Source organism: Pseudarthrobacter sp. PS3-L1 (assembly GCF_030063285.1).
GTDB lineage: Bacteria > Actinomycetota > Actinomycetes > Actinomycetales > Micrococcaceae > Arthrobacter.
Genome location: NZ_JASISU010000001.1, coordinates 262,701 through 278,989 on the forward strand (window position 1 = coordinate 262,701; position 16,289 = coordinate 278,989).

The 16,289-nt window shown below is 61.6% G+C and carries 18 protein-coding genes; 8 read left to right on the top strand and 10 right to left on the bottom strand.

Annotated features, from left to right (window positions below; genetic code table 11):
- Positions 1–17: 17 nt before the first annotated feature.
- The 3 genes from QMG79_RS01260 to lhgD all read right to left on the bottom strand — a co-directional run bounded on the left by QMG79_RS01260 (position 18) and on the right by lhgD (position 2,141).
- Entirely contained in the window at positions 18–359 is a 342-nt protein-coding gene (locus QMG79_RS01260) for a DUF202 domain-containing protein (RefSeq protein WP_283536757.1), read from the bottom strand.
- A 2-nt stretch (positions 360–361) separates the two neighbouring features.
- Positions 362–727, bottom strand: coding sequence for a YidH family protein (locus tag QMG79_RS01265; protein ID WP_283537325.1), 366 nt, complete (start codon positions 725–727; stop codon positions 362–364).
- A gap of 211 nt (positions 728–938) precedes the next feature.
- Positions 939–2,141: an L-2-hydroxyglutarate dehydrogenase gene (gene lhgD / locus QMG79_RS01270; RefSeq protein WP_283536758.1), complete on the bottom strand. Its 1,203-nt coding sequence runs from the start codon at positions 2,139–2,141 to the stop codon at positions 939–941.
- Between the two features lie 320 nt (positions 2,142–2,461).
- Between lhgD and QMG79_RS01275 the strand changes: the two genes are divergently transcribed.
- Positions 2,462–3,562, top strand: a complete 1,101-nt coding sequence (locus QMG79_RS01275; RefSeq protein WP_283536759.1) for a ferredoxin reductase — start codon at positions 2,462–2,464, stop codon at positions 3,560–3,562.
- A gap of 11 nt (positions 3,563–3,573) precedes the next feature.
- Entirely contained in the window at positions 3,574–4,740 is a 1,167-nt protein-coding gene (locus QMG79_RS01280; RefSeq protein ID WP_283536760.1) for a fatty acid desaturase family protein, read from the top strand.
- 170 nt (positions 4,741–4,910) lie between these two features.
- Here QMG79_RS01280 and QMG79_RS01285 read toward each other — a convergent pair whose 3' ends face one another.
- The gene (locus QMG79_RS01285) at positions 4,911–5,747 is read right to left on the bottom strand and encodes an alpha/beta fold hydrolase (protein WP_283536761.1); all 837 of its coding nucleotides are present in this window, start codon (positions 5,745–5,747) and stop codon (positions 4,911–4,913) included.
- Between the two features lie 246 nt (positions 5,748–5,993).
- Here QMG79_RS01285 and QMG79_RS01290 point away from each other — a divergent pair, with 246 nt between their 5' ends.
- Positions 5,994–6,866, top strand: a complete 873-nt coding sequence (locus QMG79_RS01290) for an NAD-dependent epimerase/dehydratase family protein (RefSeq protein ID WP_283536762.1) — start codon at positions 5,994–5,996, stop codon at positions 6,864–6,866.
- A 44-nt stretch (positions 6,867–6,910) separates the two neighbouring features.
- On the opposite strand, the gene QMG79_RS01295 is transcribed toward QMG79_RS01290, so the two are convergent.
- Positions 6,911–7,987, bottom strand: coding sequence for an App1 family protein phosphatidate phosphatase (locus tag QMG79_RS01295; RefSeq protein WP_283536763.1), 1,077 nt, complete (start codon positions 7,985–7,987; stop codon positions 6,911–6,913).
- Between the two features lie 80 nt (positions 7,988–8,067).
- On the opposite strand from QMG79_RS01295, the gene QMG79_RS01300 reads away from it, so the two are divergent.
- Together QMG79_RS01300 and QMG79_RS01305 are read left to right on the top strand one after the other, a co-directional pair.
- Positions 8,068–9,831 (top strand): glycoside hydrolase family 15 protein, encoded by a 1,764-nt coding sequence (locus QMG79_RS01300; RefSeq protein WP_283536764.1) that lies wholly within the window; start codon positions 8,068–8,070, stop codon positions 9,829–9,831.
- A 133-nt stretch (positions 9,832–9,964) separates the two neighbouring features.
- Positions 9,965–10,183: a YegP family protein gene (locus QMG79_RS01305; RefSeq protein WP_283537375.1), complete on the top strand. Its 219-nt coding sequence runs from the start codon at positions 9,965–9,967 to the stop codon at positions 10,181–10,183.
- 46 nt (positions 10,184–10,229) lie between these two features.
- Here the strand turns inward: QMG79_RS01305 and QMG79_RS01310 are convergent, their stop codons facing one another.
- On the bottom strand, positions 10,230–10,442 hold the full coding sequence (locus tag QMG79_RS01310; RefSeq protein WP_283536765.1) for a hypothetical protein: 213 nt from the start codon (positions 10,440–10,442) through the stop codon (positions 10,230–10,232).
- Between the two features lie 137 nt (positions 10,443–10,579).
- On the opposite strand from QMG79_RS01310, the gene QMG79_RS01315 reads away from it, so the two are divergent.
- Together QMG79_RS01315 and QMG79_RS01320 are read left to right on the top strand one after the other, a co-directional pair.
- Positions 10,580–10,921, top strand: a complete 342-nt coding sequence (locus tag QMG79_RS01315; RefSeq protein ID WP_283536766.1) for a hypothetical protein — start codon at positions 10,580–10,582, stop codon at positions 10,919–10,921.
- A gap of 30 nt (positions 10,922–10,951) precedes the next feature.
- Positions 10,952–11,932, top strand: coding sequence for an aldo/keto reductase (locus QMG79_RS01320; RefSeq protein ID WP_283536767.1), 981 nt, complete (start codon positions 10,952–10,954; stop codon positions 11,930–11,932).
- Here the strand turns inward: QMG79_RS01320 and nboR are convergent.
- Positions 11,868–12,554, bottom strand: a complete 687-nt coding sequence (nboR, locus tag QMG79_RS01325) for a nicotine blue oxidoreductase (protein ID WP_283536768.1) — start codon at positions 12,552–12,554, stop codon at positions 11,868–11,870. The two genes, QMG79_RS01320 and nboR, sit on opposite strands and share 65 nt — an antisense overlap.
- A 48-nt stretch (positions 12,555–12,602) precedes the next feature.
- Here nboR and QMG79_RS01330 point away from each other — a divergent pair, with 48 nt between their 5' ends.
- Positions 12,603–13,253, top strand: a complete 651-nt coding sequence (locus QMG79_RS01330; RefSeq protein WP_283536769.1) for a Pr6Pr family membrane protein — start codon at positions 12,603–12,605, stop codon at positions 13,251–13,253.
- Positions 13,254–13,256: 3 nt separating this feature from the next.
- Here the strand turns inward: QMG79_RS01330 and QMG79_RS01335 are convergent, their stop codons facing one another.
- Genes QMG79_RS01335 through QMG79_RS01345 form a run of 3 tightly spaced genes read right to left on the bottom strand, consistent with a single transcriptional unit; the run spans position 13,257 to position 16,285 of the window.
- Positions 13,257–13,631, bottom strand: a complete 375-nt coding sequence (locus QMG79_RS01335; protein ID WP_283536770.1) for a sterol carrier family protein — start codon at positions 13,629–13,631, stop codon at positions 13,257–13,259.
- Between the two features lie 2 nt (positions 13,632–13,633).
- Positions 13,634–14,659, bottom strand: a complete 1,026-nt coding sequence (locus QMG79_RS01340; RefSeq protein WP_283536771.1) for an asparaginase — start codon at positions 14,657–14,659, stop codon at positions 13,634–13,636.
- Between the two features lie 48 nt (positions 14,660–14,707).
- A complete protein-coding gene (locus QMG79_RS01345) occupies positions 14,708–16,285 on the bottom strand; it encodes a molybdopterin-dependent oxidoreductase (protein WP_283536772.1) in 1,578 nt (525 codons plus the stop codon).
- Positions 16,286–16,289 lie beyond the last annotated feature (4 nt).

Here is a 16,289-nt window from a genome sequence, read left to right on the forward strand (position 1 = left end):
GTGGCAGCGTGTCATTGCTACCAGTCGAGCAGGACCACTGTGACGCCCATGGCACCCAGCGCCGCTGCGGCGACGGCAGTCCACAGCACAGCCACCCCATCTGACGTCAACTGACCAGCGGAGATTCCCCGCGCATTTGATTGGTACCGCCGACGCTGCGTCGCGTAGATGCTGGCTGCCGCCGTGATCGACATGGCTAGGGGGCCAAGTACCAGCCAGCCGTGCAACGGCACCCAACGGAGAAAGAGGGAGCTGACAGTGACCAGGGCAAGCAGGGTGCGCCCCCAGGCCAAGGACGTTCGTTCAGGCTGGAGCCCTGGGTCCTGGTGGGCGCGCGTCACGCCATGATGCTGTGGCATGGTCAGCCCAGAAGGATCGACAGGACAATGCCGACGGCGGCGAGGGCGCCTGCGATGGCCAGCAGCGGGACCATGAGGGGCAGCGGCAGCGGTCTGTTCTGGCGCATACTTCGCTCAACCTGGAGCCAGCGCAATGCTGAGTTTCCGCTGAGCAGCATTCCCATCAACAGCAGCAGGATGGCAATGGATTTTCTGACCGGTTCCAGGAAAAGGTCCGCGGTAAAGGCCTCGACGGCTATGCCACCAGCCAACAGCGCCAGGGACGTTCTGATCCAGGCCAGGAACGTCCGCTCATTGGCCAAGGTGAACCGCGGGTCGGGTTCGCTTCCGCCTGCGAGGAGTCGCTGCGCAATTTTGCCGCGGCCCATCTGCGGTGGCGAGGGAAGGGCGCCCTCTTCGATGTCAGTGTCTGGTTCTTTGTCTGAATCAGTGTCGGAGGTGGGGCCCGGCCCTGCATGGGGGTGAGGCTGCGGTGAGGCGGGGTGGCTGGACACCGTCACAGTGTAGCTGGAGGAGATGTGCCCCGATGGAGGCGGGTACGGGGGCGTCGTTCGAGCATCCTAGGGCACGGTGGGACCGCTAGGCAGCCAAATGCGCCATCACCTGCTGGGCCAGGTGCTCTCCAATGGGCAGTGCTGCCGTGGCGGCGGGCGAAGGTGCGTTAAGCACGTGGACCATGCGTGGGGTCTGCGCCAGGAGGAAGTCGTGGACCAGCATGCCATCGCGTTTGACGGCCTGGGCGCGTATTCCCGCCTCGTAGGGAAGCAGGTCAGCAGTGGTCAGGCCAGGTGCATATTTCTGGCACTCCCTGAGATAACTGGACTTGAAGAGCGAGTTGCGGACCTCGCGCACGGCCGTGCCCATATTGGCGCGGGCCACATGCCAGAGCCCAGGGAAACGCAGGTACCGGGCCATATCTGCCGCATTCATGGAAAACTTCGGGTAGCCCTCTCGGGAGAGCCCAAGGACAGCGCTGGGACCTACCGTAATGCCTCCGTCCACTGTTGGAGTCAGGTGAACACCGAGGAAAGGCAGGGTGGGATCCGGAACGGGATAGATCATGTGCCGCACGTACTCAGATTTACTTGCCGGCAGCTGGAAATATTCACCTCGGAAGGGAATGATCTGGACATCGATATCGACGCCGGCTAGTTCGGCAAGGCGATCAGACTGAAGGCCTGCACACACCACTAGCTGCTGGCACGTGAACGCTTCCGAGGCTGTCACCACCTCAACGGTTGAGGGCGACTCCTTGATGTGGATGACCCGTGAGCCGGTGATGACCTGGCCGCCGGCCTCCACAATGAGGTCCACCAATTTTCGGGATACGGCCGTGTAATCGACAATTCCGGTACTGGGGATCAGGAGGGCATCGATTCCAGCGATGTTGGGTTCGCGACTGCGCAACTCCGCCTCGTCCAGGCGCTCACAAGCGAGCTCGTGAATCACTGCACGTTTTTCCAGATCACCCAATCGGGCGGATTCCAGGGCGGTGGTGGCAACCAGGAGCTTTCCCGGTTCCCGGTAGGGGATGCCATGGGTTGTGCAGAAATCCTTTGTCTGCTGGGCACCGGCCTTGCTGAAGTTGGCTTTGAGGCTTCCCGGGGCGTAGTAGATGCCTGAATGGATGACGCCGCTGTTGTGGCCCGTTTGGTGGGTCGCCACCGAATTTGCCGCTTCCAAGAGGACAAGGGACGCGCCCGGGTTCTTGCTGAGCAGTTGGTATGCCGTGGCCAGGCCAACGATTCCTCCGCCAACCACACAAAAATCCACAGTCGTCATATTCCCTCTTTCTGTTACGCCTCCCCAGATTCTCCTGTATTTCGCGCAGGAGGGCCACAGCCCGGGGCAACATCTCCACATTTCAAGACAGCGGCGCTCGGGCTGGACGTGGTAGTGGCGCCTGAGTGTGTCAAGCTAAAGGAAAGAGTTGTATAGCATCATCAAGGGCCAGCGGCCGGGGTAGCAACAACAGGAACCAAGGTTGCCACCCAGTCGTTGACCGGTACAGGCGGCCTGGGGGCTTGGGCTGCTTCTTCCGCCAGGCCACACGGTTGGCGAAAAGTAAATACATTCCTGCTCCCGCTGCAAAGATTGGCCTTATGATCAGTTTCCGACCCTTGGCCCGCGTCGCCTCGGTATTGACCACCCCGCTTGCGCCAGAAGATGTTATGGCGTTATTCAACCCTGTGTATTCCTCGCGCCAGCTTCGCGGTGTTGTCACCAGGGTGGTCCAGGAAACTGCCCAGTCAGCCACCATCTTCTTCCGACCTGGCCGCGGCTGGCATGCCCACCTCGCCGGACAGTGGGCCCGGATCGGCGTAGAACTCAATGGGGTACGGCAGTGGCGCTCCTACTCGCTCAGTGCCCCCGCGGGCAAGGACCCCGCCATCACTGTCACGGACGTTGGCTCGGTTTCTGGAACCCTCGTCCGTAAAACCAAGCCTGGAGACATCCTTTTCCTTGCGCCGCCGCAGGGTGACTTTGTCCTTCCGGAGCATCCCCGGGCCCTGCTGATGCTCACCGCTGGCAGCGGTATCACTCCCGTCATGTCGATGATCCGGACGTTGATACCCCGGCGCCCCGACGCTGATGTGGTCCTCATTCATTCTTCCCGCACGGAAGGTGAGAGCATTTTCCGGGAGGAACTTGCTGAACTCGCTGACCAGTTCCCCAACTTCCGCATTGCTCAGTGGTTTACCAGGGGCCGGGGTCGAATGAATTTCACGTCGACAGCCGAGGTTGAAGAGATCTGCCCCGACTGGCAGGAGCGTGCCGCATATGCCTGTGGCCCGGAGAGCTTCCTCGACGATGCCGAGACCATGTGGAACCAGGCTGCGCTGGCCGCTGCGGAAACCTCTGGCGAGGACCTTGCGGTTCGTGGCGAGCAGGGAACCCTCACCATTGAGCGCTTCAGCACAAAACTGATTGGCGGAGACGGCACTGAAGGCGGACTCGTAACGTTTGAGGCCTCTGACCGCGAGGTCCAGGCCGACGGCGACATCCCCATCCTTGACGTCGGTGAGGACGCAGGCGTCCTGATGCCCAGCGGTTGCCGCATGGGCATCTGCCACAGCTGCTTGACCCCCCTGCTCTCCGGCAGCGTCCGTGACCTACGCACCGGCGAGGTACATGGCGAGCCCGGCGAACTTATCCAAACGTGTGTCTCGGCAGCCGCCGGGCCCGTCAACCTCGAAATCTGAGGAGTAACCGCATGTCAGTAGATTCAGCGACCAAGCCGGCACCCGCCGGTCTCAAGACGAGGCCCGGCGCCCTTGCCGAGTCCGGCAGCCCCACGGTTCGTCCGCCTGCCGCAGCACACCTCAGCGACGAGCAGGTTGCAGAGTTGGGCCGCGAGCTTGATGCCATCCGCGATGACATCCTGGGCCAACGCGGAGCCAGCGACGCTGCGTATATCCGGCGTATGATCAAAATTCAGCGCGGGCTGGAAGTCTCGGGCCGTGCTGCGCTGCTGGTCAGCAAGAACAAAGCCGCGTGGGCTGCCGGCACCACCCTGCTGAGCTTGGCCAAGATCCTTGAGAACATGGAACTGGGCCACAACATCCTCCACGGCCAGTGGGACTGGATGCGCGATCCGGACATCCACTCCACGACCTGGGAGTGGGACTTCGTGACGCCGTCGCGTTCCTGGCAGCACACCCATAACGATCTCCATCACCGCTGGACGAATGTCGTGGGTAAGGACCGCGACGTTGGATACAACCTCCTGCGCATGGATCCAGAGCAGGAATGGAAACCCTTTAACCTGGGCAACCCGCTCTACAACGCCCTGCTGGCTCCCGTCTTCGAATGGGGCATTGCTGTCTACGATCTTGAGATTCCTGAGTACAAGGAAGGCCTCAAATCCAAAGAGTCAATGAACAAGGACCTCAAGGCCCTGGGCCGGAAGGCACTCAAGCAGTTCGCCAAGGACTACGCCGCCACTCCCGCTGTCGCGATGCTGACCGGGTCAGGAAAGCAAGCCCTCTACGGAACACTGACTGCCAATGCCATCCGTAACGTGTGGGCCCATGCCGTGATTTTCTGCGGCCACTTCCCGGAGGGAACGGATACGTTCACCGAGGAAATGGTGGAAGGTGAAACCCGTGGGGACTGGTACGTCCGGCAGATGATTGGCTCGGCGAACATCTCGGGCTCCAAGTTCATGCACCTGATGACTGGCAACCTTTCGCACCAGATTGAGCACCACCTGTTCCCTGACCTGCCATCTCACCGTTACGCCGATGTGGCGCCCAAGGTGCGCGAAATCTGCCAGCGCTATGGCCTGAAATACACCACTGGGCCTCTCCTGAAGCAGGTTGGCTCCTCCTGGGCCAAGGTCTTTAAGCTCGCGCTGCCGCCCAGGGCTGGCCGCGCCTGACCTGCCCGTCTCTGACCTGCCCGTCTCTGACCTGCCCGCCTTTCACGGATAGGGCTGACGGGGACACGCTACGGCGGACGTCGGGATTCTTCCCGAAATGCGCAAAGACAAGGACACCCCCACCAGGTTGGTGGGGGTGTCCTTGGTTTTTGTCTAGAGGTGCGGTTCGGCTACTTCGCCAGGAAATCGAGGAGGATCTTGTTGACCTCGGGCGCGTGGGTCCAGAGCATGCCGTGCGGCGCACCCTCGATCTCTACGTAGTCGGCGCTGGGGAGCGCCTTGGCAAAACGACGCCCGGTGTTGTCGATAGGGAGGATGTTGTCCGCTGTTCCATGCACTATCAACGAAGGGACATCAATCTTGGGGATATCCGAGCGGAAGTCTGTGAGCCATGATGGCTGTGCTTCTGAGGAGGCTGTGGCTCCCGACTGGACGGCGAGGCTCCAGTTGGCGTCAACAGCTTCCTGGCTCAGCCTCTCGGTGCCCAGGTACGTATCGGCATTAAAGAAGTTCTTGAGGAATTCGGTGAAGAAGGCGTATCGGTCTGCAACGACTCCGTCGTACAGGCCGTCGAAGACGGACTGCGGAACTCCGTCAGGATTGTCATCCGTCTGGAGGAGGTAGGGCTCCAGCGAACCAAGGAACGCGGCTTTGGCGATCCTGCTGGAACCGTAGGTACCCAGATAGCGGCCCACCTCACCGGTGCCCATGGAAAAGCCCACCAGGACCGCTTCGTTGAGGTCAAGTGTGGTCAGGACGGTGTTGAGGTCGGCGGCGAAGGTGTCGTAATCGTAACCGTCAGTAGGCTTGCTCGATTTGCCGAAGCCACGCCGATCGTAGGTGATGACGCGGTAACCGGCACCAAGAAGTGCTGTGGTCTGCTTCTCCCAGGACGAGCCGTCCAAGGGGTAACCGTGGATCAGCACCACAGGCTGGCCAGCACCGTGATCCTCGTAGTAGAGCTCGATGTCTGTGCTGTTCTCAGTTCCAACGGTAATGAATGCCATGGTGGCGGTTCCTTTCGTTAGTGCGTTCCTTCAAGGGGTCCATGGCTTAGTGGACTCCCGCACTGCACAACGAATACTAAGCATGCTGTGTTCCCTGCCAGGTGCACTCTGCACGCGAGCCCCAGAAGCAAGGGTCTCCACGCTCACCTGCCAAGACATCCGGGATGATCTTTTCCTTCCGCGCCGTCAGGGGTAGCGTTGCCTGCACTGTCCCGCCCGGGGACAGATGAAATGCCAGGAGGAAAAGTGCGTATTGCTGTTACCGGGGCGAGTGGGAAGCTGGGTCGTAGTGTTGTGCGTCGGTTGCGTGAGGATGGGCATCAGGTGACGGGCCTGGACCGTGCCGGGGTGCGTGGTCCTGGTTTTACCCAGGTGGATCTGCGTGATTATGGGCAGGTGGTGGATGTGATGTTGGGCTTGGATGACAGGCATGGTGGTTTTGATGCTGTGGTGCATCTGGGTGCGATCCCTGCGCCGGGGATCATGGCTGATGCTGCGACGTTTGAGAACAATATCCTGTCGACCTATAACGTGTTTCAGGCTGCGCGCAGGGCTGGGGTCAAGAACGTTGTTTATGCTTCGAGCGAGACGGTGCTGGGGCTGCCGTTTGATGTTGATCCGCCCTATATTCCGGTGGATGAGGAGTATCCGGCGCGGCCAGAGAGTACGTACTCTCTGGTGAAGCATCTTGAGGAGACCATGGCCAGGGAGTTGGTCCGGTGGGATCCGGCCTTGAGTATCACGGCCTTGCGGTTTTCCAATGTGATGGATCCGGAGGATTATGAGGGTTTTGCTGATTTTCAGGATGATGCAACGCTGCGTAAGTGGAATCTTTGGGGTTACATTGATGGCCGTGATGGTGCCCAGGCGGTTGCGAAGGCCTTGGAGAGGTCTGTCCCGGGTTTTGAGGCTTTCATTATCGCTGGTGAGGACTCGGTGATGAACAAGCCCAGTAGGGACCTTGCTGCGGAGGTATTCCCTGATGTCAGGGTCGTTAAGGACCTCGGTGAGCACGAGACCCTGCTCTCCATTGACAAAGCCAAAAGACTCCTGGGCTACGCCCCAGAACACAGCTGGCGTAGCGTGCCACCCGAGCGCCTGGTCCCTACGGAGGGCTGATCGGAACGCGTGGAGAGTTGGGGGCTGGTCCCTGGATATTTCGCCTAGACGAGTCCCCGCTTCTGCAGTTGTTCGGCGAGTCCTGCTCCGTCGGGAGAGTAGAGCCAGGGAACATCGGCGTTGCTCTTGTTCCCGTGCGCAGCGTGCGCACCGGCCAGCACTGCTTCGCCCGGAGAGAGCTGTCGGATGGCAATGGCCGCCACGTTATTGGGATGCGCTGACGCAAACCGTGAGTAGATTTCCTCGTCGTGCTGCCCGCTGTCGCCGATCAGCAGCCATCGTGTCTCGGGGAACTCGGTGGCCAGGCGATCTAGGTTTGTGTTCTTGTGCTGCTGCCCGCTACGGAACCATCTGTCCTGGGTGAGCCCCCAGTCGGTGAGTAGCAGTGCCCCTGTCGGATACATGTTGCGAGCCAGGAAGCGGGCGAGCGTGGGTGCGGCGTTCCAGGGTCCGGTGGAGAGATAGATGATCGGCGCGTCAGGGTGCTGTTTCGCCAGCCGGTCTAGGAGGACGGCCATACCCGGCGTGGGGGTACGGGCGCGCTCGTTCAGGACGAACGTGTTCCACAGTGCCAAGAAGGGGCGGGGAAGGGCTGTGACCATGACGGTGTCGTCTATGTCCGAGACGATCCCGAACTTCTCCTCAGCAGAAATGATCTGGATCCGTGCCTCAACAGGCTCGGTGCCCTCGGCCCGAAGCACGGCTGTGTTGGCGCCCGGTGGCAGGTGGACAGCGATCACCGTGTCCACCAGGCCACCGCGGTCCGCCCGGACGTGGGTCACTGTGTCGCCTATTTCGATCTCTACGTCAACGTACTGCAGGGGCACGCTGGTAAAGGATCGCCAGCCGCGAACGTTTTGCGCCCTGCTCAGCTTGGCCCGGTCCGTCCGAGCTCCCGGAAGCGGTTTGCTGGTAAGCAGCACGCGGCCCAGGACCCGGACCCATTCTGTGGTGCCGTAGCCCTGGTACGGGATGGTCTGGGGAACAAATCCCCACTGCTTGACCTGTCGTAGCCGGACATCATTAAACTTTCGGGAAATCTTGTGGGCCAGATGAAACAGGGGGCTTCCGCTGACGGGGGCCTCCTGTGCTGACAGGTCCTGGGGTGCCTTCTGCATCATCCCACTCTGCCACAGCGTGGGGCGAAGCCTGCCCCGCAAGCTGGCAAGGGCCCAGCGGAGAATGTGGCACCCTAGGAAACATGGCGAATATCGAGGATTATGCCGTTGTCGGCGACCTTCATACAGCGGCGCTGGTCAGCACCGAGGGTTCTATCGACTGGATGTGCCTGCCGCGGTTCGACTCGCCGTCGTGTTTCAACTCGCTGTTGGACACGCCTGACGCCGGTCGCTGGCTGTTGGCACCCGCTGGCGGTGGCATCTGTACCAATCGTCGATATATCGAGCACACGCTTGTCCTGGAGACTGAATGGGTGACGCCCGAGGGAACTGTCCGGGTCACCGATTTCATGCCACCGCGCGATGACAAAGCTGACATTGTCCGCATTGTTGAAGGCGTGAGTGGAACGGTTCGGATGCATGGTGAGCTGGTGCTCCGCTTCGACTACGGGCACATTATTCCCTGGGTGCGGCGCGACAACCAGGGAATCCATGCTGTGGCTGGCCCGGATGCGGTGTACCTTGCCACGCCGGCCCCCCTGCATGGCGAAAACATGCACACAGTCAGCGACTTCACCATTTCTGCAGGCCAGCGGGTGCCTTTTGTCTTGACCTGGGCTCCCAGCCATGAACCAAGGCCGGAGAGTGTCAATGCGGAATCTGTCCTTGAGGAGACGGTTGGGTTCTGGCAGGACTGGGCTTCCCAGTGCACGGTAGCCGGGACCTATGCCGATGCCATCCAACGCTCCCTCATTACCCTCAAGGCACTCACCTATGCCCCTACTGGCGGGATTGTTGCAGCAGTGACAACGTCCCTTCCGGAGGAGCTGGGCGGGTCGCGGAACTGGGATTACAGGTATTGCTGGCTGCGTGATGCAACCTTGACCCTGGAAGCGCTGCTGGCCGTGGGGTACACGGACGAGGCTGCAGCTTGGCGGGAATGGCTGCTGCGGGCAGTGGCGGGAGATCCTGCGGACCTGCAGATCATGTACGGTCTGCATGGCGAACGCAGGCTCCCGGAAATGGAACTGCCGTGGCTCAAGGGCTACGAGAATTCGACTCCTGTGCGAATTGGCAACGGTGCCGCCGGTCAGCTCCAGCTTGACGTCTGGGGCGAGGTGCTGGAATGCCTTGCACTCACCAGAACCTCACTGCTCACCCACAGCGACGATTCCTGGGATATCCAGACCAGCCTGATGACTCACCTGGAGAGTGTCTGGGACATGCCTGACAACGGGTTGTGGGAGATGCGCGGTCCGCAGCGGCACTTCACACACTCCAAAGTGATGGCCTGGGTTGCAGCTGACCGGATGGTCAAGGGAATCGAGGACTGGAACCTTCCCGGACCCCTCGAGCGCTGGACTGCCTTGCGTGAGAGAATCCGGGCGGACGTCATGGCACATGGATTTGACAGGGAGCGCAACACCTTTGTCCAGTCCTATGGGCGGCCGGACCTGGACGCCAGCCTTCTGCTGATTCCCCGGGTAGGGTTCCTGCCCGCCGATGATCCGCGCGTGGTGGGTACCGTGGATGCCATCCAGAAAGAGCTCACGGAAGACGGTTTTGTGCTGCGCTACCGTCCCACGCAATGCCTGGATGGCCTCGCGGGGGAGGAGGGCGTCTTCCTGGCATGTTCGTTCTGGATGGTGGATGCACTGGTAGGTGTGGGCCGCAAGGATGAAGCAACGAAGCTGTTCGAGCGATTGCTGTCCCTCCGCAACGATGTCGGACTGCTGAGTGAGGAGTGGGATGTCAAGGGTCAGCGCCACCTGGGCAACACCCCACAGGCATTTAGCCACTTTGCCCTGGTAACCAGTGCCCTCAAGCTCCAGGAAGCAGGGTCCTAGGACCCTGCCCTGGATTGCAACCCGCTGCGCACTCACTCAGGTGCCGTATTGGACCTTATAAGTAAGTAGGCTTACTGTTTAGGGATAGGGTGCTCACACCACAGTGTGGTGGCAACAAGGGAGTGGTTGTTAAATGTCAGGTCACTTTGAAGTCATGGACGAACCTGCTGGCGGGTACCGTTTCAGGATGCTCGATGCCAAGGGCAAAGAGGTGGGAAGTTCAGTGATCTTCCCCACAAAGCGGGCAGCGATCGCTGGGCTCGCGAAAATGCGGGAGATCGCCGGAACAGGGCTGATCAGGGATCTCAGCAGGACGGCTGGCATGCCTGGGGCGTCGCCCCGTAGCCGGTAGCTATCGGCCCCGCGGTGCCCGCACTCCAGTTCCCTGGCGGCAATGTTCAGCCCTGCGTTGACTTCGTCCAACGGACGGCAACCATGACCGACCCGTCGTCGTTTTTTTCGATGTCGGTGGTGGTGTCTTCCATCGGAGCACCCATGGAGCGCATTTCCTCCTGGTAATGGTTCACCAGGTCGGCGAGGGTGTCCTCGGTCCATTCGCCCTCGCGCATGCGGGTGGAGATCTCGACTGGCTCGGGCTGGTGAAGCGACATGACGGGTACCTTCCGGGTCTGATGGCGTGCGGCGCGCTGACCAGCCATGCTGGTGTTCGTACCGCCGGAAATAAGTCTACTGAGTTCTCAGGTCGTAGCTGTGCCACCTTGGGTTGCAGGCGCATTATCCTGTTCCCATGAGTATCTCGGGGGATGACAGATCCACGCCAGATCCGGGTGCCAGGCCGGAGCCTGGGGCCCAGCCGCGGCGTCGCGTGCGGGCCCTGCTGTTCCTGGTTCCAGCAGTTGCGCTGATAGCGATAGGGATCGGGGGGTTTTTGATGGCAACGGAAACCGTAAGCTTTGGCTGGTTTGCCTACGCTCCGCTCTCAGACACAGCTTTTTCCCCTGACAGTGGGCTGCGAATTGTGGGCCCACAGGCCCGGGCTGGCCTGGTAGTACTCATTGTAGGAGTCGTCACTCTCGCTTTCTGGGGTGGGTTCCGTCTTGGCCTTCACGGACGGTCAACGCCGGATTAAGTGGCCCGTATGGTGCCCTATAGTCGAACGATGGAACAACGCACTTTGGGCAGGACCGGCCGGGACATTTCTGTTGTTGGCCTGGGCACGTGGCAACTCGGCGGAGACTGGGGCAATGTTGACCCCGGCGATGCGCAGCGGGTACTTACCGCCGCCGCAGAGGCTGGCGTGACATTCTTCGACACTGCAGACGTCTACGGTGATGGAAAGAGCGAACAGGCCATCGGTTCCTTCCGGCGGGCCAACCCCAACAGCGCCCTCACGGTAGCGACGAAAATGGGCCGTCGCGTGGATCAAGAGCCGGAGAACTACACCCTGGCAAACTTCCGCCAATGGGTGGACCGCTCACGGACCAACCTTGGTGTCGACCACCTCGACCTGGTTCAGCTGCACTGCCCGCCCACGCCCGTTTACAGCTCCAATGAGGTCTACGACGCCCTGGACACTCTTGTTTCCGAGGGCTCAATCGCCAACTATGGCGTTAGCGTGGAGCGCGCCGATGAGGCCCTGGAAGCCATCAGGAGGCCTGGCACGGCCTCGGTGCAGATCATCCTGAATGCCTTCCGGCTCAAGCCACTGGACGAGGTACTCCCTGCAGCCAAGGCGGCCGGGGTAGGCATCATTGCCCGTGTACCGCTTGCATCAGGCCTGTTGTCCGGAAAATACACCAAGGACACTGTCTTCGCGGAAAGCGACCACCGCAACTACAACCGCTCAGGATCGGCATTTGATGTCGGAGAGACGTTCTCCGGAGTCGACTTCGCCCTGGGCCTGAAAGCCGCTGCCGAATTCAACGGGCTTGTGCCCGAGGGCGTCACCCCGGCACAGGCGGCGATTGCATGGATCATCGCCCAGGAGGGCGTCAGCAGCGTCATACCTGGGGCTCGCTCGGTTGAGCAGGTAAAGGGCAATGCGGCAGCCGCGGCGGTCAGCCTCCCGGAGAACTTCACTGAGGGTGTGCGCTGGATCTACGATCACTACTTCCGCGAATCGATCCATCCCCGCTGGTAGGACTCCACTGTTGGGACTCCAGCAGGTGAAGATCTGCTGGAGTATCGATGTCGGCGCCGCTGCAGAGGTCGCTGCAGTCCACGAGGTCGACGACATCCGGCCGGGCTCGGAGGAACAGGCGGGCTCCAGAGTCGCCACCGGCGCCTGCTGCCGCGGCTTCCCGGTAGGCGGCGTCCAGAATGAGCGGATGGCCGCGGCGTAGGCTGCCGGCCGCGTCAAGGTACCCTGCGGCCGTGATCCTCGCTGACGTGTGGCATCCGATCAGTCTCGTGACTGCCTGGGCTGTGAGCCCTGGCTGGTCAACAAGTGCCACCATGATGTGATGGCCAGGTGGTGCCGCCGAGATCCCCAGCTTCAGCGAACTTCCCATTCCTGTCTTCCATTGCGCGTTGCGCACCACTGTGTGGCCGATGAGCCCCGGCAGGGCTTCGATCTGTTCCGCGCCAGATCCTGCTACCACCACCACGCTGGCGCAGCCACCCTTGGCAAGGACCTCGGCGAGTTCCTCGACCAGGCTGCTGCCACGAAATGGCAGCAGCGCCTTCGGGCCGAGCCCCAGCCGGGTGCCCGAACCTGCGGCGAGGAGCACGGCCGTAATATTGTCCGGCGTGGGAAGATTCATGGCTCAACCCTAGTGGTCAGCCTCCGCCAGGTGGCTTACGATCAACTCATGACAGCCAACCGGGGACTCGCGCTCTTTCGTTTCTTTTTTGCGGCGCTCTGCCTGGCGGCAATCGCCAGCCAGTTCGCCTACAACGTGGCAAACATCGAGGATTACAAGCCGGGCAACTTCTTCAGCTTTTTCACCATCGAGTCCAACATCATTGCTACTGTTGCGTTTGCCGTTGCGGGCTGGTTCGCGTGGCATGGACGGAGTCCGCGCTGGCTGGAGCTCCTGCGCGGCGGCGCCACCATGTACATGGCCATCACGGGGATCATCTACAGCCTCTTGCTCAGCAACATCCAGGTGGATACGGCTGTGCCCTGGGTGAATGTGGTGCTGCACTACACAATGCCTACCGTGCTGGTGATTGACTGGCTGGTGGATCTTCCGCAGCGGCGGATTTCGGTCCGGGAATCCCTTATTCTCCTGGTATTCCCTGTCCTGTACCTGGCCTACAGCCTGATCCGCGGACCGATCGTGGATTGGTACCCCTACCCGTTCCTGGATCCACGGATCGACGGATACGGGCAGGTGGCTGTCATGTCTGTTCTTGTTGCGGTGGTGGCGTTTGTCCTGGCCCTGGTGATTGCATGGTCCACCAGGCTGCGCAGCGCTGTCCCGCACCCTGCGGCGCTGGATGCCTCCAACACACACTGAACCTCACAGTAGGGGCAACAGTCCTGACAGGTCTGCACGCAGCCCCGAGGCGGAAACGCGCCCTTCGCTGACGGCCTCGGACCAGCTCAGGGTCCCTGTGACAAGGCTCAGCCAGGTAGCGGCCTCGCACTCGATAACGTTGGGCGGGGTACCCCGGGTGTGTCGTGGTCCCGCCACGCACTGCGTCACGCCAAACGGTGGAACCCGCACTTCCACGGAGTTCCCGGGGGCACGCGCGGTGACTTCCTCAAGGGAGTATCTGACGGCCGTGGCGGTCAGTGGACGCGGGGCCACTCCGCCAGCTTGGACGGCAGAAACCCACGACGCCACGGCGGCGGATCCCTCTGCGACGTCGATCCGACGTCGAGCTACAGCCATGATCACTGCTCCCTTTCCAACAGTGCGGATACCGACTGACCCAGGCGGATCCGCCCCACGGGCCGCCCACCACCGAGGACTGGCTCCACTACCTGGTCCAGGACTGTGGACACGGACGTCGGATTCGCTGCGTCCACGGCGGCCAGCAGCGTCAGTCCCACCAGCGTCGCAGCCCGCAGATTGCCGTCCAGGATCTTAACGGCTACTGACACGCCCTGCTCTGTAGCCATGGCCACAACGCCTTCTGCGCCGATTTTGGCGAGGATTCCCAGCTGTTCCATGACCACCGTGTTGGCTTCACCCAACCCCTGCACAGCCCACGGATAGTCCAGCATGGACGTTGCTATGGTGGCGGCGCGAGCATTGGAATGTTTGTCGCCGGGGGCCTTGGCAAGCGTTGAGAAAGCCCGGGCCAGACCAGTGAGGGACACTGCAGCGACGGGGGCACCGCAACCGTCTATGCCCATGTGGGCGATAGGTTCGCCAGTGTATTCCTCGATTACCTCGCGGACCCGCCGCTGGAGTGGGTGGTGCGGTTCAAGGTAGCTGGCCACGTCCCACCCGTTTTCAGTGCACGCCCAAAGGAAGGCGGCGTGCTTTCCGGAGCAGTTGAAGGCGATTCTGGACTTGCCCTTCTCGGAGCGGATCAGCCAAGCGCGGGCCGTCTCGTCCTGGGGCCAGCCAGCGGGACACTGCAGGTGGTTCTCGGTAACTCCAGCAGCGCTCAGCATTCCCGAGACAACGTCCATATGGTCCAGCGAGCCCACGTGGCTTCCGCAAGCCAACGCAACCTGGGCGCCCCGGAGTGGGACGCCCGATTGCATGGCCGCCAGGGCCTGGAAGGGTTTCAGTGCCGAACGCGCGTAGACGGGAGCTGCGATGTCGCCTAGCTCAACAACAATGTTGCCATCGGCTGCCATTACCACCGCCGATCCCACGTGCCTGGATTCAATGAATCCACTGCGTTCCAGGACCGCCAGTTCGACGGCTGACTCTGCGGTGAACGTTGCGTGGGGGAGTGTGGCCATGGAGCCAGTCTAAGGCGAGAGGCGCTGTGGTTTAGGCTCCCGGGGCTGTTACTCCGCGGTGACCATCACTGACTGCCAGCCTGAAGCTCCGTCAGGAACGGGGTCAGCACGCTGGTCCGTCTGGACCTCACCGGTGCCGTCCGTGGCACGGACCTTGATGTAGTGCGGCCCCGGAGTTGCTTCCCACTGATAGGACCACTGGCGCCACGTGACCAGCGATGCCTCGGCTGAGAGTGTTGTCTCGACCCAGTCATCGTTGTCGATCTGGATCTCAACCTTGGTGATACCCCTGGTCTGCGCCCAGGCGGTGCCACCGATGCCCACGGTGCCTGCCTTGACCTTTTCAAAGGACTTGGGCACCTCAACACGTGCCATCGTCTTGATGGGTCCGTGATCGGACCAGCCGCGATCGGTCCAGTAGGACGTCTTGTCTTCGAATCGTGTTACTTCCAGGTCGACCACCCATTTGGTAGCAGACACGAATCCGTAAAGGCCCGGGACCACCATGCGGACGGGGTAGCCGTGTTCCAGCGGAAGGGGCTCATCGTTCATGCCGATGGCGAAGATCGCATCCCGATCATCCTGGAGGACTTCCAGGGGAGTGGAGGCACTGAAGCCGTCAATCGAGGTGGAGAGGACCATATCCGCACCGTCCTTGGGTTTTGCCCGGGCGATGACGTCACGGATGGGCATGCCCAACCATTTGGCGTTGCCGGCCAAGTTGCCGCCGACCGGGTTTGAAACGCAGGTCATGCTGATGTGGGATTCGATCAGGTCCGCATCCATGAGCTCCTGGAAGGTCATGGTGAACTCTTCCTCCACCATTCCGTGGACACGAAGTTCCCATTCATCGGCGGCGATCTCCGGCACGCTCAGTGCTGTATCAATGCGGTAAAACTGGTCGTTGGGTGTTACCCAGGGCGTCACTCCCTGGACGGGCGACTGCACGCCGTCGGGGATTGCCGGGGCTGCCTTGGCTGGGGCTGGCAGTTTGAGTGAATCGCGGGCCTTGGCAACGTTGCTGCGCGCCGCGCCCAGGAGTCGCCCACCGGTGGCGGCAATACCGGCTGCCACTGCTGTGATTCCGGTAGCGGCGAAGAACGCCCGGCGGGAGGTCGCAGGCCGTTCCGGCGCCTTGGCAGCAGAGCCTGCCGGACTCGTCGGGAACGAGTCCATGCGCCAGATGCGGCTGATGAGGAGCCGCAGGATCAGGAGCCCGGCGACAGTGCCGACCAGGCTGGGGATGGCATCCACAAGCTTGACGCCCGAGCGCGTCACGACGCTGACAACAATCACGGCCCCCATAAACAGGACGCCCAGGACGCCAAGTGCCCATTTACGGTAGGCGACAACACCGAGCACGCAGGCCAGGATGGCGATGGTGACTCCCATGCCCACAAAGAGGGCCAACTTGTCATTGGTGCCAAACGTGGCAATGGCGAAATCCTTCAACCACGGCGGTGTGAAGTCAATGAAAGTGGAACCCAGTGCAAAAACCGGAGTGGCACGTGACGTGAAGAACGCACCCAGCAGTTCCGCTACGGCGAGGACGACGGCGGCACTAACCACGCCTGCCAGCGCTGCGAGCGCCGTGGGACCCTTGATCCACTTCATTAATTTCTTCATGACT